Below are 20,287 nucleotides of genomic sequence, written 5' to 3'. Positions count from 1 at the left end.
AGTATAACTGAGACTGAAAATGTTCAGCTAAAAGGTCATTACCTAAAAAGCCATCAATAGTATGTTGGTTATTGCATAAAGCCAATCATTACGCGAGTGTCTTCCTCAGAATATTTATAGGCTTAGGCACTTAATTCAAGCCAAGCTAGCGTAATATCATAGGTAATGACACTAAGAGCAAGCTGCCCATAAACCAATTAAAATGGCGCTTACGTCTATCGGTATTGAGTTTCTTACTGATCGCGGCACCGACAAATACCCAAGTAAATGATGCAGGAAATCCCACTATGTTGAACATTAATACGCCAAGAAACGCACTCAACCAAAAGCCATCGCCACTTAATGTAAAAGCGCTACACAGGGTAATCGTCGACATCCAAGATTTAGGGTTAATCCATTGAAATAATGCAGCTTCAATGAGCGTCATAGGTTTTCGTCCATCATCCATATGCGTGCTCTGCACTGGCGACGTCACTAATTTGTACGCGAGATACAGCAAATATGCTAAAGCGAAATATTTCAATACTTGGTGCAATACCGGTAATGCTTCAAACAAGGTACCGAGGCCGAATAATACCGCAAGATGTAAAGAGGTCGAACCCAAGCGGATCCCTGCAATATGTGGCACGGTACGCTGCACACCAAAATGCGCTCCAGAGCTAGCTAAGAGAATATTGTTCGGTCCAGGAGTCATTGTCATAGTCGCGCAAAATAGCGCGGTCGAGGCCATTAAAGTCCATAATTGTGGATCATAAAGCAGTGCAGTATTCATATTCGCCTTAAATTGTATGCATACATTTGTTGACATAAAAAGATGCAATAAATAATATACGGAGAATATTAGAGATCAATGGATTTATTGTCATGGGTACAATCTGGACGCCAGACCTAACGACTTTTTCAGGCCCGAAATATCAGCGCTTAGTCAGTGCCATAGAACAAGGCATTTTGCAGAAGGTGTTAACCCAAGGTAGTAAACTGCCACCACAGCGCCGTTTAGCCGATGCCTTAGGGATCACTATTGGCACTGTGACCCGCGCCTATGCATTGGCGGAACAAAGGGGTTACGTCGAAGCGCGTGTGGGAGATGGGACCTATGTCAATGCCTCCCCTGTACCTGAAATGGGTAACGTACAATTGAATATGGCGACCTGTCAGCAGCCACTCACAGATCAAATCAGCACCCTAAGCGATTGCCTCAGCCAATTAGCGAAAGACCCCACTAAATTGAGTCAGTTACTCGGTTATCGCGCCAGTCCATTAGATCAACACCAACAAGTGTTCCACCAATGGTTAAACCAACGCGGCATACAGCAAACGCCCGAGCAACTGGTCTTTACCCATGGCGGCCAGCAAGCCATTTTTGCCTGTTTGAGCGCATTTTTATCAACAGGCGATGTACTGTTACACGAGCAATACAGTTATCCAGGCGTGAGAATTTGTGCTAAACAGCTTGGTGTCACTAGCGTTGGAGTGCCCCTTACCCACGAAGGATTAGATCTGCCGCGCTTTGAAGCCCTATTACAGATCCACAACCCTAAATTAGTCTATCTCACACTGAATAATCAAAACCCCACTTGCATTCAGTACAGTGAATCACAGCGGCAGAAAATCCTTGAATTATCAGAGCAATATCAATTCTATATCATTGAAGATGACGTGAATTATTGTTTACCTGAAGAATGGCATTCGCCCCTGTGGCAATTAGCAAAACAGCTGGCGATACCACGGGTGATTTATATTTCCAGCCTGTCAAAATTGTTTTCTGGCGGCTTAAGGCAAGGTTTTATTCTGGTTCCTGACCCCCTTATCGCCCAAGTGCGACTCGCTATCCATAGCCAATGCTGGATGGTGTCGCCGCTGAATATTGAAATAGCCTGTCAGTTGATAAAGAAAGGTCATATCACTGCAGAACGAGATACGCTCGTACGTCAACGCCAACGTCACTGTATCGCCATGGGCGAACGACTGGGATTAACCCAAACTTGGCGAGGGTTAAACGGTTGGATACAACTGCCAGAAGATATCAAAGCCCATCACCTCGTTACCGCACTGGCCGCAAAAGGCATATTAGTCCGTAATGGTGATGACTTTAATTGCCATGATAATTTTATCCGCTTGAGCCTTGGTGGCGCCGAAAACGACACTCAATTCAATCTCGCGGTTGAATGCATAGAATCGACCATACGTTCCTTAGTGCAAAATGCTTATTCAGTGGTGTAAAAGCGCTTAAAGACCATTAAGCTCAGCCAATTTTTATGCGCCATTTCAGATGAAGTTAATTCACACAAAATGGCGAATTTTGTAGAAGAGTGAATAAAAAAGCGCCAGTAGCATACATGCTACTGGCGCTGGTGTTACTGACAAGCTTGATGAACTATCGGTGAGCCATTAGCTATAACTTACTAGTGCACCACTATTTAATTTTAAGTTGGTAAACACTTGTGGTGCCACTGACTTCATTGCCTATGATTAACAAAGGATTACCGTTAGGGCTTTTATCGGCACTGACAAATTTCATCCCTTCTGGTCCCAAATCACCCGCCAATGTTGCATCACCTTTGACTGCACCTGTAGCGGTATCGACAACGAAGTCAGCTTCAAAATCACGGTTCACAACATAGTCGACAAAATGTACATCAAAAGGATTAGTCACGTCATAGATCATAAAGCCAGAGGTACGTTCTAAACCAACAAAGGCATATAGTCGTTGACCAATTTGGCCTAGGGCTAAAGCTTCTGGCTCTGGCCCCTTGTCATCGCTGCGACTATCACCTTTATTTTCTTCGTTGTTATTGTTGAACTTATCCCCCAGTAGTGCGGCGGTAATACGTTCAAAATCACTGCCACTGTCAAACACTTGCTGACCATCAGCATTCCAAATCGAGAAGGAACGAGCACCAAAGCTCACGACTTTGTCGTAGTCGCCATCCTTATCATCGTCCCCCATGCTCGTCGTTACCTTAAGACGCGCTAATTGGGTTTTATCTTTTGCGGCGGCAAATTGTGGGTGATTCGGGTCGAGCACTAAATCCCCTGCGCGGGCTTCTTCCGAAAAAGCCGCATAGTCACGGGAGTCACCTTCATTCGCAGTCACAATAAAGTCAGTGTTATTCCAACGGTAGCTAGCAAGGGTATCGGGTTGATACATGCCGTACATCCCAGTGTAGCTTTGCAGGTTCACAAGATTGTCTTTGTCACTCGCATCAATTTTATTCACATCAAGCCCGTAATCTTTGAGGCCTAGTGGTAAAATCTTAGAGACTTTCGCATTGGCGATATCAATCACGGCAATAGCATTGTTCTCTTGTAAACTGACAAATGCACGGCGGTTATCTTGGCTAATGGCGATATATTCAGGTTCTAAATCCTGCGCCACACTCGCCATTGGACCATTAATTTTAATATCAGCGGTGATTTCAGTTGCACGCGCACCGCCCTGATTAAACGCACTAAAATTTATGATGGTCGCAGCGGCTGCTGGCTTACCGTCAGTAATCGCAATAAGCGCAACACTGCCTTCAGGATCTAAGGTATAAGCAGGATTAGGTTCGCCTTCATTGGCCACGAGTAAGGTTTTACCATCATGGGTGAACACCACATTATCGGGTAAAGCACCGACTTTGACGGCGCTGATAAACTGCGGAGCATCTGTGCCGTTAAGCTGATAAAAAGCTACAAAACCATTGGCTTGAGTTTTATTGCCTGCAGAGTCACCACGCTCAATGGCAGCCGCTAACAAGTTGCCTGAAATACTCACGCTGTTAACGCTACCCATAAAGGTTTGACCCACATCCTTAGCAACATCGAGTTCTGCTAATTTGTCGAGATTATTCAATGCTAAAGGATCTGTGGCGTTTGATGAGGTCCCTAATAAACTGCCATCTATGATGTCAACTTTGCCGCTGATCGCATTAACCACAAAAATACGGTTAGATGCACTGTGATATTCAACGATTTCGGCGGCACTTAAGCCATAAACGCCAGTCTGATGACGACCAATCAACTCTGCTTTTAAGCTTGCAGTTTGTGGCTGGCAAATATATTGGGATTGCGCGACTGCAATTTCACTGTTATCCAATTGTCCATTATGGTTGGCATCTAATCCGGTATCGATACGCTGACCACCGGCGGGACAATTTGCATCACCAATAGTTAATGCGGTCACTTTAACCAGTGAATTTAAGCCGTTGTCGCCTTTATCACCTGCAGCGCCATCATCACCGCTGCAAGCACCGAGTAATAAGCTCGCCATAATGGCGGCTGCAAGCGGGAGTCGTTGTGTTTTCATCGTGTCATTCCTGAATATTTTATTTTTAGTAGGGTGAAGCTAAAGCCCACTAAATTAGTCAGCATAAAAGACACCTAGATGACAAAGCAGTGACACTCAGATGACAACTAACACTTTTGAATGAAGCATATTGGAGGATAACGGCTCGAGCCGCCAAGGTTATGCCTCGATTATCGAGACTTGCTACTTAGTTACAATTTAATCGGTAAAATACGGTAAAGAAATCATCGCAAAGATTGGTTTATTTGTCCTAGCGCTTTACTATGCTATTGCTTAATGCCTTACCGTGAAAATTGATCGAAGCACAATTCACTTTTCCCCAAACACTGCCAATTAGCGCAAGATGCTGGCTAAAAATGGACGGATTAGAGTGAATTGTCCTAGTACAATTTAAACCACGCCGCATAACCCTGAGAAATACGCTTTCAATTCTTTCGCCACCCGAGGTAACAGTGGACCCACAATCACAACCTTCTGCCCATAACGGTAGACGTATACCGAATTTAGCACTGCTTATTCCCATGCTAGCGGCGATTGTCGCGATCACACCATTGGCCATCGACATGTACTTACCTGCGATGTCGACATTGGCCCTTAGTTTTCATACCGATATCACAACAGTGCAACAGTCCCTGAGTATCTACTTAGCAGGCTATGCACTAGGCATGTTGTGTTTTGGCCCCTTAGCTGACCGCATTGGCCGTCGCCCTATGGTGATAATGGGGCTGAGTGGCTTTATGCTAACCAGTTTACTGATTGGTTTTGCTGGTCAAGTCGAAGTCTTTCTTGGGCTACGCTTTTTGCAGGCCTTTATCGGCGCAGCAGCGACTGTGGTGGTACCGGGATACATCAAAGAAGTCTATGGCGATAATACCGCCAAAGGTATGTCTTACGTGAGTTTAATCATGATGTTAGCGCCATTACTGGCACCTAGCATTGGCAGCGTTATCTTAGAACTCGGTGATTGGCATTTAATCTTCTTCATTCAATCTGCCTATGCCGCAACCCTGTTATTACTCGTGCTGTTTGCGCTAAAAATGCCCAGCGATAAAGATATGGATACCCGCAGCCAAAAATCGTTTCTTGGTGCCTATGCGACCGTATTTTCCCGATCTGGCGTTAAGTTAAACATTGCCAGCGGCGTGTTAACGTCTTTTGCGTTTTTCTGTTATCTCACCGCATCCCCCTTCGTTTATATGGAAGTCTTTGCCTTAGATAAATCCTATTTTGCCATCTTGTTTAGCACCAACGTTGGCGCCTTGATGTTGGCCAATATCATTAATACTCGCATTGTCGGCCGCTATGGTTCACTGCGTATGTTGCACGTATCGACCTTTTTTGGCGCTATTGCGGGGGCTGGTTTATTAACGGTCAACCTACTGGATATGAGCTATCATTTTACCGTGATCATGCTTATTCCTTTGATGGGCAGCCTAGGGGTGATGTCAGTCAACGCCGATGCGATAGTGCTGATGAAGTTCAAACAAGAAACCGGAACGGCAACGGCGGTTATTGGCACATTAAGATTTGGCTGTGGTGCGTTAGCGGGGCCGTTATTAGCGGTGTTCTATGATGGCACAGCAGTGCCCTTCTCTGCCCTCATGTTAGGCTCTATTGTGTTAGTCGGTATTTGCCAATTTAATCGTCCAAAGCATCAAATACAGCCGACGGTTTAAGGATCTATTTTTAAGGTTCCATGGATACCAATGCCACATCGGCAACACATGTTTGATCGCGTGAAAACAGCGCATTGGCTTTCACTAATGTAGCAAATAAGTAATATTCAATCGCAACAGTTAAGTATCTGCTTATCTAACGTCCCACACCAAAACGGCACTTTTAGTGCCGTTTTTGCTTTTTAAGCATCTAACAATCTGAAAAATATATGATAAACCCATAAATCAGCCTAGATTACTTGGCGATTCCAGCAAGTTCTCCAGCCATTCAAACGTGAAATTGTTTCAAGTTGGTTATTTTTTACATAAAAGGCTTGAAATGTTGTTTTTTTTGAATATGATGAAATTCTGTTCATTGCAACAGTTGCTGCATCCTAAGGATGAATCACTTGTCTTCTACGAAGTCAGTTCAGCATTTCGGAGTCTGAATTACCCTTCAGGCTTAATTTTTAGAGCGATTACCGTCGCTGTAACAAAATACTGTTTACCGTAACGGTACTATGCAATAGGAGTTCCACATGGAGATGTTATCCGGCGCCAGCATGATAGTGCGTTCTTTGATTGATGAAGGCGTAAAGCACATTTTTGGCTATCCTGGCGGTTCAGTTTTAGATATCTACGATGCCCTGCACGTTATCCCAGGAATTGAACACATACTCGTTCGACACGAACAAGCCGCCGTACACATGGCCGATGGCTACGCCCGTGCCACGGGTAAAGTGGGTGTGGTATTAGTCACTTCAGGACCCGGTGCCACCAACGCGATTACCGGTATTGCCACCGCCTACATGGACTCTATTCCCCTCGTCGTATTATCGGGTCAAGTACCGAGCAACCTTATCGGTAATGACGCCTTCCAAGAATGCGATATGATCGGCATCTCTCGTCCAGTGGTCAAACATAGCTTTTTAGTAAAAGATCCCACTCAAATCCCTGAAACGATAAAAAAAGCCTTTTATATTGCCTCTACCGGCCGCCCTGGGCCTGTGGTCGTCGACCTGCCAAAAGATTGCTTAAACCCAGCGCTGCTGCACGAATATATTTATCCCGAAAGCGTGAAAATGCGCTCATACAACCCGACAACCTCGGGGCATAAAGGACAGATCCGTCGTGGACTACAGGCACTATTAGCGGCTAAAAAGCCTGTGCTCTATGTCGGTGGCGGCGCCATTATCTCAGGTTGTGATAAGCAAATTTTACAATTAGCTGAGAGACTGAATATTCCCGTCGTCAGCACACTTATGGGACTCGGGGCTTTTCCAAGTACCCACAAAAACAGCCTAGGTATGCTAGGGATGCACGGTCGCTACGAAGCCAATATGACTATGCATAACTGCGATTTGATCTTCGGTATTGGTGTGCGCTTCGACGATAGAACCACGAATAATGTGGAAAAATACTGCCCGAATGCAACCATTTTACACATAGATATCGATCCCTCGTCTATTTCAAAAACTATCCACGTCGACATTCCCATCGTAGGGTCGGCCGACAGTATTTTAGACAGCATGTTGACACTGTTAGATGAATCGAACGAGCACAATGACAACGATGCCATCGCCACTTGGTGGAATGATATTGAGCAATGGCGCGGCCGCGATTGTCTGGCCTATGACAAAAACAGTGGTCGCATCAAACCACAGCAAGTGATTGAAACCTTGTATAAGCTGACCAATGGCGATGCCTATGTCGCCTCTGATGTTGGCCAGCACCAGATGTTTGCCGCCTTGTACTATCCGTTCGATAAGCCGCGCCGCTGGATCAATTCAGGGGGTCTAGGCACCATGGGGTTTGGCCTACCCGCCGCGATGGGGGTTAAAATGGCGATGCCTGATGCCACGGTTGTCTGTGTCACGGGAGATGGTTCAATCCAGATGAACATTCAAGAGCTTTCGACCGCGCTGCAATATGATACGCCGGTTAAAATTATCAACTTAAACAATCGTTTCCTTGGCATGGTTAAACAATGGCAGGACATGATTTACTCTGGCCGTCACTCACATTCCTATATGGATTCAGTACCTAATTTTGCCAAAATTGCCGAGGCCTATGGCCATGTAGGTATGACGATCAGCGATCCCGCCGAACTTGAGTCAAAAATGGCAGAAGCGCTGGCGATGAAAGACAGACTGGTCTTTATCGACATCATGGTGGATGAAACTGAGCACGTGTACCCAATGTTGATCCGTGGTGGTGCGATGAATGAAATGTGGCTGACCAAGACGGAGAAATGCTAATGCGTCGAATTATATCTGTATTATTAGAAAACCAATCCGGCGCCCTTTCTCGTGTGGTCGGTTTGTTTTCACAGCGCGGCTATAACATTGAAAGTTTAACGGTGGCGCCAACGGACGATATCACACTGTCGCGGCTTAACATCACAGTCGTTGCCGATGAAATGGTGTTAGAGCAAATAGAGAAGCAGCTACATAAACTCATCGATGTGTTAAAAGTTTCGAATATTACCGAGTCAGCTTATATTGAACGCGAATTAGCCCTTATCAAGGTCCGCGCCCAAGGCGAGTTTAGGGAAGAAGTTAAACGGATGGCGGACATTTTCCGCGGCCAGATTGTCGATGTCACCGCCAATTTATATACCATCCAAATGGTCGGCACATCAGAGAAACTCGATGCGTTTATTCATGCGCTAGGTGAAGTGACTAAATTGGTCGAAGTCTCTCGCTCCGGTGTGGTGGGTTTGGCTCGCGGAGAAAAGGCCATGAAAGCGTAACTTTCTCACGGAAATCTCGCGGACATTTTTTGCGTGAACACAAAAACAAGGGGAGCATTATGCTCCCCTTGTTTTTAGGTGGTTACCACAGTGTCAATTATGACTGGCTGTCTAGCAAGCGCGATGAAGTGATCTCAATTTTGCGTGGTTTCAATGCTTCAGGGATTTCACGCACTAAATCAATATTGAGTAAGCCATTTTCTAAACTTGCGCCGAGCACAGTGACATAGTCTGCCAGTTGGAAAGTGCGCTCAAAACCGCGTTCCGCTATGCCTTGGTACAAGTATTTACGCTCGGTTTGGCTTTCAGCTTTGTTGCCTTTCACCAGTAATTTCTCACCTTCACTGCTGATCTCAAGTTCATTCATTGAGAATCCGGCCACGGCCATAGTAATGCGATAGCGATTTTCGCCTAATAATTCAATGTTATATGGGGGATAGCCAGTATTGCCATTATTAGCGGCGGCATGTTCTGCCAGCTGAGCTAAACGGTCAAAACCAATGGCACTACGGTACAGGGGAGCTAGATCATAATTACGCATATTCATATCCTTGTCTTAAGCAATATGGAGAATTGGCGGACGGTTTTCACGATGAAAACGCTTGTAGAGTCTGCCGAGTTAAATCTTCTGCCCTTACGGCACAGAATTCACACTAGGATCCTCATCGAGCTATCCTGAAATAGATATAAGGACGGGAGAGAAAATTTCAAGCAAGAAAATTAAAAAAATGTGCAAAATTTAAAAAGACCAACAAAAACGAACTCTTATTAATTTTAATACTTTGAATTGACGTGTGATTTGTATAGAGGCATTAGCGTCATTGCAACACGGAAATCTATATTCGCTAAATTGCAGCCAATAAAAAAGGAGCCTAGGCTCCTTTTTCAGTCTTAGCATCGAATTAACGAGTGCGTGGACACAATTCTTCAGCGCTGAAGAAGTAAGCAATTTCACGAGCAGCAGATTCAGCAGCATCTGAACCGTGAGCCGCGTTTTCGTCAATGCTTTCTGCGAAATCAGCACGGATAGTACCAGGAGCTGCTTGAGCAGGATTAGTTGCACCTAAAATTTCACGGTGAGCTAAAACAGCGTTTTCGCCTTCTAATACTTGGACCATGATTGGACCAGAAGTCATAAATGCAACCAGAGCACCGAAGAAACCGCGCTCGCTATGCTCAGCATAGAAACCTTCAGCTTGTTCTTTGGTCAGGTGTAACATTTTAGCTGCAACGATCTTAAGACCAGCAGTTTCAAAACGATTGTAGATAGCACCGATGTGGTTTTTTGCAACAGCATCTGGCTTGATAATAGAAAATGTGCGTTCGATCGCCATAACTAGCTTCCTTTGTCAGCAAGTTTAAAAAATTCGCGCGGATTATACGAAATTTAAAAGCTAAATCCTATCTTTATAGCAAATTAGTCTGAGATATTGCGCACATTCGCTTTATTCGTAATCAGTTTGATCACACAAAATACCCCGCTAGGAGGATAAATCCTTAGCAGGGTTCATTAACTCATTAAAAAATGGGATTATTTTCTATTTTTTGCCCAAATACCAGCCCATGCAATCAAAGCGACTAAAATGACTGCGGGTGCAAGATCTAACAAGTGATGGAATAAACCGACACCGCCATGACCTGGATGAGCCCAAGCCATTGAAGGGACAAGCATACATAACAATACAAGCAAAAGTTTCATGTGAACATCCTTGCAGTTGCGATAATAAAGTTAAGCCATATAAATGCCTTAACCAATATACAACAAATTACGATATCCACTGAAAATGAACTTGACTGTGATCAAACTCTCGCGAAATATTCTCTGCGCCACTGCAAATACGTGAGGTAAATCACCTTAGTTAATTTTCTGAAGGACAAGATGCCTCACATAAAAAGCCGTACCACAACTGTGCTCACTACTTTTCATCAATCCAACACTGCTGAATTGCTTCCAGTATTTTTTCATTGCAATGCTTAGGATCATCAGCAAAATCATTCAAAGCTAACACCCACTCATACAGTTGGGTGAAATGCAGCTGAGTGGGATTCACCTCTGGGTGTGCTTCGAGTAATTCCAACGCAATATCTAACGAATCTATCCAAGTTAATGTCATCGTTTTCCCCTATTCTGTTCGCTTGAATGGATAAGCTAGTGCTTAACGCCGTTACCCATAAGGAGGTGAATCAAGTGTTGATATTCCGTAGTCAATACTCGACAACCGAGGCATTACCCCTGTGCTTGCGTCACCTTTTTTACTTTAATCGCATTTTTTTCAACAAAATCAATAATAGCACCCGCAACATCTTTCGTGGTGGCGCCTTCAATCCCCTCAAGCCCTGGTGAAGAGTTCACTTCCATGATCACAGGGCCATGGTTTGAGCGTAACAAATCAACCCCTGCCACATTTAATCCCATCGTCTTCGCCGCACGAATAGCTACAGAGCGCTCTTCAGGAGTCAGTTTGACTAAACTCGCCGTGCCACCACGGTGCAAATTAGAGCGGAACTCACCGGGCATCGCTTGACGTTTCATGGCGGCAATCACTTTATCGCCGAGCACGAAACAACGAATGTCTGCGCCGTTGGCTTCTTTGATATATTCCTGCACCATGATGTTGGCTTTAAGGCCCATAAAGGCTTCAATCACGCTCTCAGCCGCTTTGCGAGTCTCGGCTAATACCACGCCAATACCTTGGGTGCCTTCGAGTAATTTAATCACCAGAGGCGCGCCACCCACCATATCAATTAAGTCAGGAATATCACTCGGTTTATTGGCAAAACCGGTAATAGGCAAACCAATACCGCGGCGTGACATCAGCTGCATAGAACGCAATTTGTCCCGTGAGCGGGAAATTCCAACTGAATCATTTAAGGCATAGACGCCCATCATCTCAAATTGGCGCAACACCGCCGAACCATAAAAGGTAATCGACGCCCCAATACGGGGGATCACGGCATCAAATGCGGGTAACTCTCGCCCACCAATGTGGATACTCGATTGCCGCATATTGATATTCATATAACATTCAAGGGGATTGATTACGTGTACTTCATGACCACGTAATTGAGCCGCTTCAACGAGTCGCTTCGTTGAATATAACTCTGGCCCTTGCGATAAAATCGCTATTCTCATTTGGTCTCCGGCAACCATTAATTTTGAGCGCATAATACGCCTGCGCAAGGATAAATCAAACAACTAGAGGCATAGACAAGATTAGTTGCACAAATGCTCAACGCCAAAAGCAAAAAACCAGTCACGTGGACTGGTTTTAATCATTATCGAAGCAATATTAATTGCCTTCGCTAACCATGTTAACCGTGTATTTAGGGATCTCAATCACCATGTCAGTGTCGACCACTTTAGCCTGACAAGATAGACGGCTTTCGGGCTCGAGTCCCCATGCTTTGTCTAACATGTCATCTTCTAGCTCATCACTTGGCTCAAGATCATTAAAGCCTTCACGCACGATACAGTGACACGTCGTGCAAGCACAGGACTTTTCACAGGCATGCTCGATATTGATGCCATTACGCAGTGCAACATCGAGAATGGTCTCACCAACATTCGCCTCAAGCACAGCGCCATCAGGGCACAACTCGGCATGGGGAAGAAAGACTAATTGGGGCATTACATCACCTATATGTTGTCGATCGACTGGCCTTTAAATGCCACTCGAATAGAATTGTCCATACGTCTGGCAGCAAAATCTTGGGTTTGCTCATCCAGTTTTTCAATCGCGAGCTTAATCGCATCGGCATCATCGCCCGCGGCAACTTGCGCCACATTGGCCATAGTAGCATCGATCTGAGCACGCTCATCGGCATTCAGCAAATCGCCATCCTTCGCTAACGCGGCATGTAAAGACTCGAGTACCCTCGCCGCCTCCACTTGCTGCTCGGCCAGCATACGACGACCGATATCGTCTTTGGCATACTTCATCGAATCTTTCAGCATAGTGGCAATTTCAGTATCCGATAAACCAAATGATGGCTTAACTTGAATACTTGACTGCACGCCGGTGGATTTCTCCATCGCTGTCACGCTGAGTAAACCATCGGCATCCACTTGGAATGTCACCCGAATGTGCGCAGCGCCAGCGGCTAACGGCGGAATACCTTTTAAAGTAAAACGCGCCAGTGAGCGACAATCGTCAACCAGCTCACGCTCGCCCTGCACCACATGGAATGCCATGGCCGTTTGACCATCTTTAAAGGTGGTAAATTCCTGTGCTCGCGCAACCGGAATCGTGGTATTACGCGACACCACTTTTTCCACTAAGCCGCCCATGGTTTCTATGCCTAATGACAAAGGGATCACGTCGAGCAATAACAAATCCGATTCAGGTTTGTTGCCCACTAAAATGTCGGCTTGAATGGCCGCACCAATGGCGACAACACGATCGGGATCGATAGATGTCAGGGGTGGTTTACCGAAGAAAGCTTCGACCTGTTCACGCACTAATGGCACGCGCGTTGAACCGCCAACCATCACAGTTTCAAGCACTTCATCCGTCGTGACGCCCGCATCACGCAGGGTACGGCGACAGCTGGCAATCGTCTTTTTCACCAATGCCGCAATCATGGCATCAAATTCAGCTTTAGTAACGATTTGCGTCAGTTCAGTACCATCGGCAAGGATCACTTTCGCTTCAGTTTCTGCTGCATCAGTTAAGGCTTCTTTAACTCGACGCGATTCAATCAGCAACTGACGACTTAATTGTGAGTCGATGTCGCTAAGCTGCCACACTTGCTGCATATGTGCTTGCAATAAATGATCGAAATCATCACCGCCAAGCGCTGAATCACCACCCGTGGCAAGTACTTCGAATACACCGCGATTCAAACGCAAAATAGAAATATCAAAAGTGCCGCCGCCTAAATCATAGATGGCAATCACACCCTCTTGCTTAGAATCTAAACCATAGGCAATCGCAGCAGCAGTCGGTTCATTCAACAAACGTAGCACTTTAACACCCAGCAAAGCTGCGGCATCTTTTGTGCCTTGGCGCTGGGCATCATCGAAATACGCAGGCACAGTGATCACCACGCCTTGCAGTTCGCCGCCTAAGGTTTTTTCAGCGCGGGCGATCAGCGGACGTAAAATCTCCGCAGATACTTGCACGGGATTCACTTGGCCTTGGGGAGTCACAAATAAAGGTAAACCGTTTTCGCTTTCGGCAAACTCGTAGGGTAATGATTGCTCGCCAGCTTGAATATCCGCTAGGCTGCGGCCCATAAAACGCTTTACCGAAACGATCGTGTTTTGCGGATCCTGCGCCGAACTCAACGCCGCAAGTGCGCCGACTTCGACTGAATCTTGGGTATAACGCACGATAGAAGGTAATGAATGCTGTCCAAGTTCGTCCGGCAGGGTTGCCGTCTCTCCACTTCGAACGGCCGCCACCAAAGAATTGGTCGTACCTAAATCGATGCCAACGGCAAGTCTATGTTGGTGCGGCGCGGCACTTTGACCGGGCTCAGCTATCTGCAAAAGGGCCATATATATCCAACTTAGTAATGCCAACTCAAGCGTACTTGAGTCAGCAAAGTAACATAAACACGGAAAATCAATCTAACAGAGCGTCTTCGACTCTGGTCAACTCGTCGTGTAATTTTACCATAAATTTGAGTTTGCGAACTTGATCCGCCGCTAACAATGCATCTTCAGCCTGCTCACTGGTTAATAGTTGAGTCAGTTGCTGAGTGAGTTGCGCGCGGTACTCTGCAAACGATTGATATAGCTCGTCAATACTTGCTTGAGGATCGGCACTATCGCGTATATCTTCTAACGCCTCGCGCCATTCCATTTGCTGCATCAAGAAGCCGGTATCTTTCACTGTCGTGGTTTCATGGCTTAATTCAATTCCACGCAGCGACAACATATGCTCAGCGCGGCGAATGGGATCTTTTAAGGTTTGAAAACCATCATTGACTTGCGCCGTGCGCTGCACCGACAGCAATTTTTGCTGTTCAGTATCATTGGCAAATTTATCGGGATGAACCGCCCGTTGCAGTTCGCGATAGCGTTCTGCAAGTAAGGCGGTATCAATATCGAAGGCAGGGGAAAATTTAAACAGCTCGAAATAATTCATGCGTCAACTTTAGCGGTTAAACAGTGAAACTCTCACCACAACCACACTCACCTTTTGCGTTAGGATTATTAAATTGGAAGCCTTCATTCAGCCCTTCTTTAACAAAATCCAGCTCGATCCCTTGAAGATAGATAAGGCTCTTGGCATCTATGATGATTTTCACATCTTCGATATCAAACACTTCATCGTCATCATTTAAAGAATCAACGAACTCAAGTACATAAGCCATACCAGAACAGCCTGATGTTCTTAAGCCGAGACGAAGGCCTACACCTTTGCCTCGGTTGACTAAGAAAGATCTGACACGATCGGCTGCCGCTGGGGTCATTGTAATCGCCATCTTAACTCCAGATGTTACTTAGCTTGTTTCGATTTGTACTCGTCGATAGCAGCTTTAATGGCATCTTCAGCCAAAATTGAACAGTGGATCTTCACTGGTGGCAATGCCAATTCTTCAGCGATATCCGTGTTTTTGATCGCCGCAGCTTGTTCGATAGTCTTGCCTTTAACCCACTCAGTTACCAGTGAGCTAGACGCAATCGCGCTACCACAACCGTAGGTTTTGAACTTAGCGTCTTGAATGATGCCATCAGCACCAATTTTCAACTGAAGTTTCATTACGTCACCGCAAGCAGGCGCGCCTACCATACCGGTCACGACCGAAGGATCGTTTTTATCAAAAGAACCAACGTTACGTGGATTCTCATAATGATCTATCACTTTTTCACTGTAAGCCATGGTACTGCTCCAAAATTATCTATTGTAAAGGTCAGAATTAATGATGTGCCCATTGAACTTGGTTCAGGTCGATCCCATCTTTAAACATTTCCCACAAAGGAGACATTTCTCTTAATTTATCAATAGATTGAGTAATTACTTCGATAGCGTGATCGATTTCTTCTTCGGTTGTGAAACGGCCGATTGAGAAACGAATCGAGCTATGTGCCATTTCATCATTTAAGCCAAGTGCACGTAATACGTAACTAGGCTCTAGGCTGGCTGAGGTACAAGCCGAACCCGATGAAACAGCTAAATCTTTCAGTGCCATCATTAACGACTCACCTTCAACATAGTTGAAGCTGACGTTGAGGCTACCGCTAACACGCTCAATCGCATCACCATTGATATAGGTTTCTTCAATGTGCTTGATGCCATTCCATAATTTGTCACGTAATGCACCGATACGGGCATCATCAGAGGCCATTTCCGCTTTTGCGATTGCAGCAGCTTCACCTAAACCTACGATTTGATGCGTTGGTAACGTACCGCTACGCATGCCACGCTCATGACCACCACCGTGCATTTGCGCTTCTAGGCGAATGCGTGGCTTACGACGAACATATAGTGCGCCGATACCTTTAGGGCCATACATTTTGTGGCCAGAAATCGAGATCAAATCCACTTTCGTGGCTTGCACATCGATAGGTACTTTGCCTGCACTTTGTGCCGCATCCATGTGGAAAATGATGCCTTTTGAACGGCATAGTTCACCGATTGCATCGATATCGTGGATCACACCGATTTCGTTGTTAACGTGCATAATGCTGACAAGGATAGTGTCGTCACGCATTGCCGCTTCTAAACGTTCCATCGGAATGATGCCGTTTGCCGCAGGCTCTAAATAAGTCACTTCGAAACCTTCACGCTCTAATTGGCGACAAGTATCGAGAACTGCTTTATGTTCAGTCTTACTGGTGATGATGTGCTTGCCTTTCTTGTGATAGAAATGAGCAACACCTTTTATCGCTAAGTTGTTCGATTCCGTCGCGCCAGAGGTAAACACAATTTCGCGGTGATCGGCGTTAATTAACTCGGCAACTTGGTTGCGAGCAATATCCACCGCTTCTTCGGCTTGCCAGCCGTAGCGGTGTGAACGTGAGGCCGGATTACCAAAGATGCCGTCCATTGTCATGCATTGGAACATCTTTTCCGCGACTCTAGGATCAACAGGCGTGGTGGCGGCATAATCTAAATAGATAGGAAGCTTCATAACACACTCCGTACTGAGCAGTCTCTGGTAGAGGCTACATACAACGTACAAAAATTATTTTTATATATAACAAAGTGCCGCTATAAACTGACTCTTTGTTCCTTTTGCATAGTGTCTTGCTTAAGTGAGATAAATTGCACATCTCGCTTCTGCATCAAGCCGGCAAGACTGATACCATCTAAAAAATCGGAAATTTGTTTGCTTAAATCGCCCCAAAGTGAATGGGTTAAGCAGCGAGTTCCACTCTGACAATTGCCAAGTCCTTGGCAACGAGTCGCATCGACAGACTCGTCTACAGCATGGACAACCATGCCGACTGAAATATCATTGGCTTCTAGGCCTAAGCGATAACCACCGCCCGGTCCACGTACACTGGCAACTAAACCGTGTTTTCTTAGCTTAGCGAAGAGTTGTTCCAGATAGGAAAGCGAAATCCCTTGTCTTTCAGAGATATCCGCCAAGGGAACTGGTCCCGATGCTGAGTGGATTGCCACATCTAGCATAGCGGTTACTGCATAACGACCTTTTGATGTAAGTTTCATAACTACCATAGCTCCCGAACAGGTATGCATTATTTCAACATACCCGAGTAATTCAGTCAAGTATTAAAACCTACTAAAACACTCAAGTATATGAGTGTGCACATAACCAATACCCTTTCATCTGGGTGGGGTATTTAACCTTTTTCCGGCCTAAGATTCAATGCTAAAGCGCCAATTAATCGACATCTAGCACGATATAAACCCAGGATAAAAGTGAGCACGGTACTATGGCGCGATCAAACTCAGGTTTGATAGCGGTATGCGCCTTTACAACAGGATGAGCTAAAGTAAAACGCTAAACGAGACCCTTGATAAGGTCGGCCCTTAAACAAGTTAAACCGCTAAGTTAAACCCGTTCTTGAACCATTTCGTTGAACCATTTCTTGAAACTTAGATACTCGGATCAAACTCCTCTAACGCACTATGGCGTTTTTCCGCCGCCGCTTTTTCGGCATCATTGAACTCGCCCATATCCAGCTCTGGCAGTTTTTCAGTGCAGACATCGCCACCCAGCCCTTGAATGGCTTGACACAACTCTTGAACTTTCGAGTCCATCAGATGCATGTGATCGAGCATCTGCCCTATCGCATTGGCCACCGGATCGGGATTATCCGGTGATACCGCGTACGCATCGAAGCCGTATTTTTTCGCCATCGCGCTGCGGCGTTCAGTTTTCTCTTTCGATTGCGGTGACGGTGTAGCCACCACGCGCCCAGGAATCCCCACAACCGTGGTATCTTTGGGCACATCTTTCACCACAACAGAATTCGAACCCACACGCGCACCATCGTGCATGGTAATAGGACCGAGGATTTTTGCCCCTGCGCCCACCACCACGTTATTGGCTAACGTCGGGTGACGTTTCCCCGCCTGCCAGGTGGTTCCACCAAGCGTGACACCGTGATAAAGGGTGCAATCATCACCAATCTCAGCCGTTTCACCAATCACAACGCCCATACCGTGGTCGATAAAAAATCGATGACCTATGGTTGCCCCAGGATGGATTTCAACCCCTGTCAACCAACGGGAAAACGTCGATAAACAACGTGCCGTTAAGCGCCAATCGCGCTTCCATAGCTTATGGCTTATCCGATGCAACCAAATGGCATGCATGCCTGGATAGTTAACCAAGATCTCAAACGCGCTACGCGCCGCAGGATCACGGTGATATATAGATTCAATATCTTCTTTTAGCCTAGCTATCACGCCCATTGTTTATCCTTCGCGATTAGTGTTAATTATTAAGGTTTGGCTATTTTTCTTTAGAACCCGCCACTTTCTCAATTGACGTCAAAATACCCCTGAGGATATTCATTTCCTGACTCTCAATCCGTGCACGACTAAACAAGCGGCGAAGTTTCATCATCACTTGTCCAGGATGGTTCTTGATGATAAATCCAGTGGATAACAGTGTTGTTTCAAGGTGTGCGAAAAAACGTTCCTGATCGGCAGCCAAGGGATACTCAGTCAGCTCTTCTTCGGCAACGTCTTTTTGCGAGAGATGGGCAACGCGGGTTTCATAACAAATGATTTGTACGGCTTGCGCCAGATTAAGCGAGCTGTACTCTGGATTTGCAGGGATAGCCACATGATAAGTGCACTGTTGCAGCTCTTCATTGCTTAAACCATGGTTTTCACGGCCAAACACAATCGCAACAGGGCCTTTAAGTGCCTCGGTCGCTAATTTCACCCCAGCTTGTCTTGGCTCTAACATGGGCCAATCTAAGGTGCGACTGCGCGCGCTGGTTGCAATCACTAGACTGCAATCGGCAATCGCTTCAGCAAGTGAATCCACTTTCACAAGATGTTTCAGAATATCCGATGCACCCGCGGCTAATGCTATGGAATGACCGTCGGGCTCAACCCGGGGCTCTGCAAGATACAGAGTAGACAGACCCATAGTCTTCATCGCTCTGGCAGTAGAACCAATATTGCCGGGGTGCGAAGTCCCCACTAAAACCACTCGAATATTACTTAGCATGAAACAACTTAATTTAATTCATAAAACGTTGGGGACGAATATTATCACAGCCATTGCCGAATGCTTATATGAAAATCGGTATTTGATATAACTATCAAATCGAGTATAATACCGCCCGCTATTTTAACGTTCTTTAACATCCAGGGGATTGCAATGCATCCGATGCTGACGATTGCTGTACGCGCTGCCCGCGCGGCCGGCCAAACTATTATGCGCGCCTATACTGAACTTGACCGTATCGAAGTCAGTTCAAAAGGTATCAACGATTTTGTTACCAGTGTAGACAAGGAAGCAGAAGCGACAATTACTTACCAAATTCGTAAATCTTACCCTGATCACACTATCGTGGGTGAAGAGAAAGGCGAAAACCGCGGTGAGAATAAAGACTATGTTTGGATAGTCGACCCTCTGGATGGCACTAACAACTTTGTTAGAGGCATTCCCCACTTCGCGGTTTCTATCGCTCTGCAATACAAAGGCAAGACTGAAGTTGCCGTTGTTTACGATCCTGTCCGTGAAGAACTCTTTACCGCTGTCCGTGGTAAAGGCGCAAAACTCAATGATTTCCGTCTGCGTGTTACCAACGTGAATGAATTAGCACCTACCATGATTGGCACTGGCTTCCCATTCAAGGCGCGTCAACACACTGAAACTTACATGGCTATTTTCGGCGAAGTCTTCGGCCAATGTGCTGACTTACGTCGCGCAGGTTCTGCAGCATTAGATTTAGCCTATGTTGCCGCGGGTCGTTTGGACGGTTTCTTTGAAATCGGCTTAAAGCCATGGGACATCGCTGCTGGCGATCTGATTTGCCGCGAAGCAGGCGGTACAGTGACTGATTTTACTGGCAACCATAACTATTTGGTTTCGGGCAACATCGTTGCTGGCTCACCTAAGGTGACCACAGAATTAGTGAAGATCATGCGTCCATTATTGAACGAAGGCTTGAAGCGTTAATCGAAATTAACGCTTAGTTTAAATAAA

21 protein-coding genes are annotated in these 20,287 nt (G+C 45.8%); 5 read left to right on the top strand and 16 right to left on the bottom strand.

Features of this window, described 5'->3' with window-relative positions; genetic code table 11:
- Nucleotides 1-145 precede the first annotated feature (145 nt).
- Nucleotides 146-772, bottom strand: a complete 627-nt coding sequence (locus L5M49_RS01530; RefSeq protein ID WP_263191883.1) for a LysE family translocator — start codon at nucleotides 770-772, stop codon at nucleotides 146-148.
- Nucleotides 773-864: 92 nt separating this feature from the next.
- On the opposite strand from L5M49_RS01530, the gene L5M49_RS01525 reads away from it, so the two are divergent.
- Nucleotides 865-2,223 (top strand): PLP-dependent aminotransferase family protein, encoded by a 1,359-nt coding sequence (locus tag L5M49_RS01525; protein ID WP_263191884.1) that lies wholly within the window; start codon nucleotides 865-867, stop codon nucleotides 2,221-2,223.
- A 193-nt stretch (nucleotides 2,224-2,416) separates the two neighbouring features.
- Here the strand turns inward: L5M49_RS01525 and L5M49_RS01520 are convergent, their stop codons facing one another.
- Nucleotides 2,417-4,291, bottom strand: a complete 1,875-nt coding sequence (locus tag L5M49_RS01520) for a choice-of-anchor I family protein (RefSeq protein ID WP_263265319.1) — start codon at nucleotides 4,289-4,291, stop codon at nucleotides 2,417-2,419.
- Nucleotides 4,292-4,743: 452 nt separating this feature from the next.
- On the opposite strand from L5M49_RS01520, the gene L5M49_RS01515 reads away from it, so the two are divergent.
- From L5M49_RS01515 to ilvN, 3 genes are all read left to right on the top strand, one after another.
- Nucleotides 4,744-5,967, top strand: a complete 1,224-nt coding sequence (locus L5M49_RS01515; RefSeq protein WP_198572274.1) for a multidrug effflux MFS transporter — start codon at nucleotides 4,744-4,746, stop codon at nucleotides 5,965-5,967.
- 518 nt (nucleotides 5,968-6,485) lie between these two features.
- Nucleotides 6,486-8,204 carry an acetolactate synthase 3 large subunit gene (locus tag L5M49_RS01510; protein WP_105252618.1) on the top strand — a complete coding sequence of 573 codons (1,719 nt, stop codon included), beginning with the start codon at nucleotides 6,486-6,488 and terminating at the stop codon, nucleotides 8,202-8,204.
- A complete protein-coding gene (ilvN, locus tag L5M49_RS01505; protein ID WP_028759823.1) occupies nucleotides 8,204-8,698 on the top strand; it encodes an acetolactate synthase small subunit in 495 nt (164 codons plus the stop codon). The genes L5M49_RS01510 and ilvN overlap by 1 nt, the downstream gene beginning before the upstream one ends.
- Nucleotides 8,699-8,795: 97 nt before the next feature.
- Here the strand turns inward: ilvN and L5M49_RS01500 are convergent, their stop codons facing one another.
- The 14 genes from L5M49_RS01500 to trmJ all read right to left on the bottom strand — a co-directional run bounded on the left by L5M49_RS01500 (nucleotide 8,796) and on the right by trmJ (nucleotide 19,303).
- Complete coding sequence (locus L5M49_RS01500) at nucleotides 8,796-9,239, bottom strand: Hsp20 family protein (protein WP_028759822.1); 444 nt, start codon at nucleotides 9,237-9,239, stop codon at nucleotides 8,796-8,798.
- 361 nt (nucleotides 9,240-9,600) lie between these two features.
- Entirely contained in the window at nucleotides 9,601-10,032 is a 432-nt protein-coding gene (gene ndk, locus L5M49_RS01495; RefSeq protein ID WP_263265318.1) for a nucleoside-diphosphate kinase, read from the bottom strand.
- A 197-nt stretch (nucleotides 10,033-10,229) separates the two neighbouring features.
- Entirely contained in the window at nucleotides 10,230-10,397 is a 168-nt protein-coding gene (locus L5M49_RS01490; RefSeq protein ID WP_006081849.1) for a hypothetical protein, read from the bottom strand.
- A gap of 217 nt (nucleotides 10,398-10,614) precedes the next feature.
- On the bottom strand, nucleotides 10,615-10,812 hold the full coding sequence (gene iscX, locus L5M49_RS01485) for a Fe-S cluster assembly protein IscX (RefSeq protein ID WP_028759821.1): 198 nt from the start codon (nucleotides 10,810-10,812) through the stop codon (nucleotides 10,615-10,617).
- A gap of 113 nt (nucleotides 10,813-10,925) precedes the next feature.
- Nucleotides 10,926-11,831 carry a 30S ribosomal protein S6--L-glutamate ligase gene (gene rimK / locus L5M49_RS01480; protein WP_006081851.1) on the bottom strand — a complete coding sequence of 302 codons (906 nt, stop codon included), beginning with the start codon at nucleotides 11,829-11,831 and terminating at the stop codon, nucleotides 10,926-10,928.
- 157 nt (nucleotides 11,832-11,988) lie between these two features.
- Nucleotides 11,989-12,327, bottom strand: a complete 339-nt coding sequence (fdx, locus tag L5M49_RS01475; RefSeq protein WP_006081852.1) for an ISC system 2Fe-2S type ferredoxin — start codon at nucleotides 12,325-12,327, stop codon at nucleotides 11,989-11,991.
- A gap of 8 nt (nucleotides 12,328-12,335) precedes the next feature.
- On the bottom strand, nucleotides 12,336-14,198 hold the full coding sequence (gene hscA, locus L5M49_RS01470) for a Fe-S protein assembly chaperone HscA (protein ID WP_263265317.1): 1,863 nt from the start codon (nucleotides 14,196-14,198) through the stop codon (nucleotides 12,336-12,338).
- Nucleotides 14,199-14,265: 67 nt separating this feature from the next.
- A complete protein-coding gene (gene hscB / locus L5M49_RS01465; RefSeq protein ID WP_263265316.1) occupies nucleotides 14,266-14,790 on the bottom strand; it encodes a co-chaperone HscB in 525 nt (174 codons plus the stop codon).
- Between the two features lie 16 nt (nucleotides 14,791-14,806).
- On the bottom strand, nucleotides 14,807-15,130 hold the full coding sequence (gene iscA / locus L5M49_RS01460) for an iron-sulfur cluster assembly protein IscA (protein ID WP_006081855.1): 324 nt from the start codon (nucleotides 15,128-15,130) through the stop codon (nucleotides 14,807-14,809).
- 14 nt (nucleotides 15,131-15,144) lie between these two features.
- On the bottom strand, nucleotides 15,145-15,528 hold the full coding sequence (gene iscU / locus L5M49_RS01455; RefSeq protein WP_006081856.1) for a Fe-S cluster assembly scaffold IscU: 384 nt from the start codon (nucleotides 15,526-15,528) through the stop codon (nucleotides 15,145-15,147).
- A gap of 37 nt (nucleotides 15,529-15,565) precedes the next feature.
- Complete coding sequence (locus L5M49_RS01450; protein ID WP_113940595.1) at nucleotides 15,566-16,780, bottom strand: IscS subfamily cysteine desulfurase; 1,215 nt, start codon at nucleotides 16,778-16,780, stop codon at nucleotides 15,566-15,568.
- An 80-nt stretch (nucleotides 16,781-16,860) separates the two neighbouring features.
- On the bottom strand, nucleotides 16,861-17,322 hold the full coding sequence (iscR, locus tag L5M49_RS01445) for a Fe-S cluster assembly transcriptional regulator IscR (RefSeq protein ID WP_006081858.1): 462 nt from the start codon (nucleotides 17,320-17,322) through the stop codon (nucleotides 16,861-16,863).
- 390 nt (nucleotides 17,323-17,712) lie between these two features.
- A complete protein-coding gene (gene cysE, locus L5M49_RS01440; protein WP_263265315.1) occupies nucleotides 17,713-18,534 on the bottom strand; it encodes a serine O-acetyltransferase in 822 nt (273 codons plus the stop codon).
- Nucleotides 18,535-18,574: 40 nt separating this feature from the next.
- A complete protein-coding gene (gene trmJ / locus L5M49_RS01435; RefSeq protein WP_263255051.1) occupies nucleotides 18,575-19,303 on the bottom strand; it encodes a tRNA (cytosine(32)/uridine(32)-2'-O)-methyltransferase TrmJ in 729 nt (242 codons plus the stop codon).
- A 153-nt stretch (nucleotides 19,304-19,456) separates the two neighbouring features.
- Here trmJ and suhB point away from each other — a divergent pair, with 153 nt between their 5' ends.
- Nucleotides 19,457-20,260: an inositol-1-monophosphatase gene (suhB, locus tag L5M49_RS01430; protein ID WP_028759815.1), complete on the top strand. Its 804-nt coding sequence runs from the start codon at nucleotides 19,457-19,459 to the stop codon at nucleotides 20,258-20,260.
- Nucleotides 20,261-20,287: the final 27 nt, after the last annotated feature.

This window comes from Shewanella sp. SM74 (assembly GCF_025653725.1).
In the GTDB taxonomy this organism is placed as follows: domain Bacteria; phylum Pseudomonadota; class Gammaproteobacteria; order Enterobacterales; family Shewanellaceae; genus Shewanella; species Shewanella oncorhynchi.
Note: the sequence above shows the minus strand (reverse complement) of the source record. Positions and strands in the feature narration are given on the sequence as shown.

Excerpts from the sequence above, each read along its gene's own strand:
- L5M49_RS01530 (WP_263191883.1), bottom strand. The coding sequence starts at position 772 with ATGAATACTGCACTGCTTTATGATCCACAATTATGGACTTTAATGGCC.
- L5M49_RS01525 (WP_263191884.1), top strand. The coding sequence starts at position 865 with ATGGGTACAATCTGGACGCCAGACCTAACGACTTTTTCAGGCCCGAAA.
- L5M49_RS01520 (WP_263265319.1), bottom strand. The coding sequence starts at position 4,291 with ATGAAAACACAACGACTCCCGCTTGCAGCCGCCATTATGGCGAGCTTA.
- L5M49_RS01510 (WP_105252618.1), top strand. The coding sequence starts at position 6,486 with ATGGAGATGTTATCCGGCGCCAGCATGATAGTGCGTTCTTTGATTGAT.
- ilvN (WP_028759823.1), top strand. The coding sequence starts at position 8,204 with ATGCGTCGAATTATATCTGTATTATTAGAAAACCAATCCGGCGCCCTT.
- L5M49_RS01500 (WP_028759822.1), bottom strand. The coding sequence starts at position 9,239 with ATGCGTAATTATGATCTAGCTCCCCTGTACCGTAGTGCCATTGGTTTT.
- ndk (WP_263265318.1), bottom strand. The coding sequence starts at position 10,032 with ATGGCGATCGAACGCACATTTTCTATTATCAAGCCAGATGCTGTTGCA.
- L5M49_RS01490 (WP_006081849.1), bottom strand. The coding sequence starts at position 10,397 with ATGAAACTTTTGCTTGTATTGTTATGTATGCTTGTCCCTTCAATGGCT.
- iscX (WP_028759821.1), bottom strand. The coding sequence starts at position 10,812 with ATGACATTAACTTGGATAGATTCGTTAGATATTGCGTTGGAATTACTC.
- rimK (WP_006081851.1), bottom strand. The coding sequence starts at position 11,831 with ATGAGAATAGCGATTTTATCGCAAGGGCCAGAGTTATATTCAACGAAG.
- fdx (WP_006081852.1), bottom strand. The coding sequence starts at position 12,327 with ATGCCCCAATTAGTCTTTCTTCCCCATGCCGAGTTGTGCCCTGATGGC.
- hscA (WP_263265317.1), bottom strand. The coding sequence starts at position 14,198 with ATGGCCCTTTTGCAGATAGCTGAGCCCGGTCAAAGTGCCGCGCCGCAC.
- hscB (WP_263265316.1), bottom strand. The coding sequence starts at position 14,790 with ATGAATTATTTCGAGCTGTTTAAATTTTCCCCTGCCTTCGATATTGAT.
- iscA (WP_006081855.1), bottom strand. The coding sequence starts at position 15,130 with ATGGCGATTACAATGACCCCAGCGGCAGCCGATCGTGTCAGATCTTTC.
- iscU (WP_006081856.1), bottom strand. The coding sequence starts at position 15,528 with ATGGCTTACAGTGAAAAAGTGATAGATCATTATGAGAATCCACGTAAC.
- L5M49_RS01450 (WP_113940595.1), bottom strand. The coding sequence starts at position 16,780 with ATGAAGCTTCCTATCTATTTAGATTATGCCGCCACCACGCCTGTTGAT.
- iscR (WP_006081858.1), bottom strand. The coding sequence starts at position 17,322 with ATGAAACTTACATCAAAAGGTCGTTATGCAGTAACCGCTATGCTAGAT.
- cysE (WP_263265315.1), bottom strand. The coding sequence starts at position 18,534 with ATGGGCGTGATAGCTAGGCTAAAAGAAGATATTGAATCTATATATCAC.
- trmJ (WP_263255051.1), bottom strand. The coding sequence starts at position 19,303 with ATGCTAAGTAATATTCGAGTGGTTTTAGTGGGGACTTCGCACCCCGGC.
- suhB (WP_028759815.1), top strand. The coding sequence starts at position 19,457 with ATGCATCCGATGCTGACGATTGCTGTACGCGCTGCCCGCGCGGCCGGC.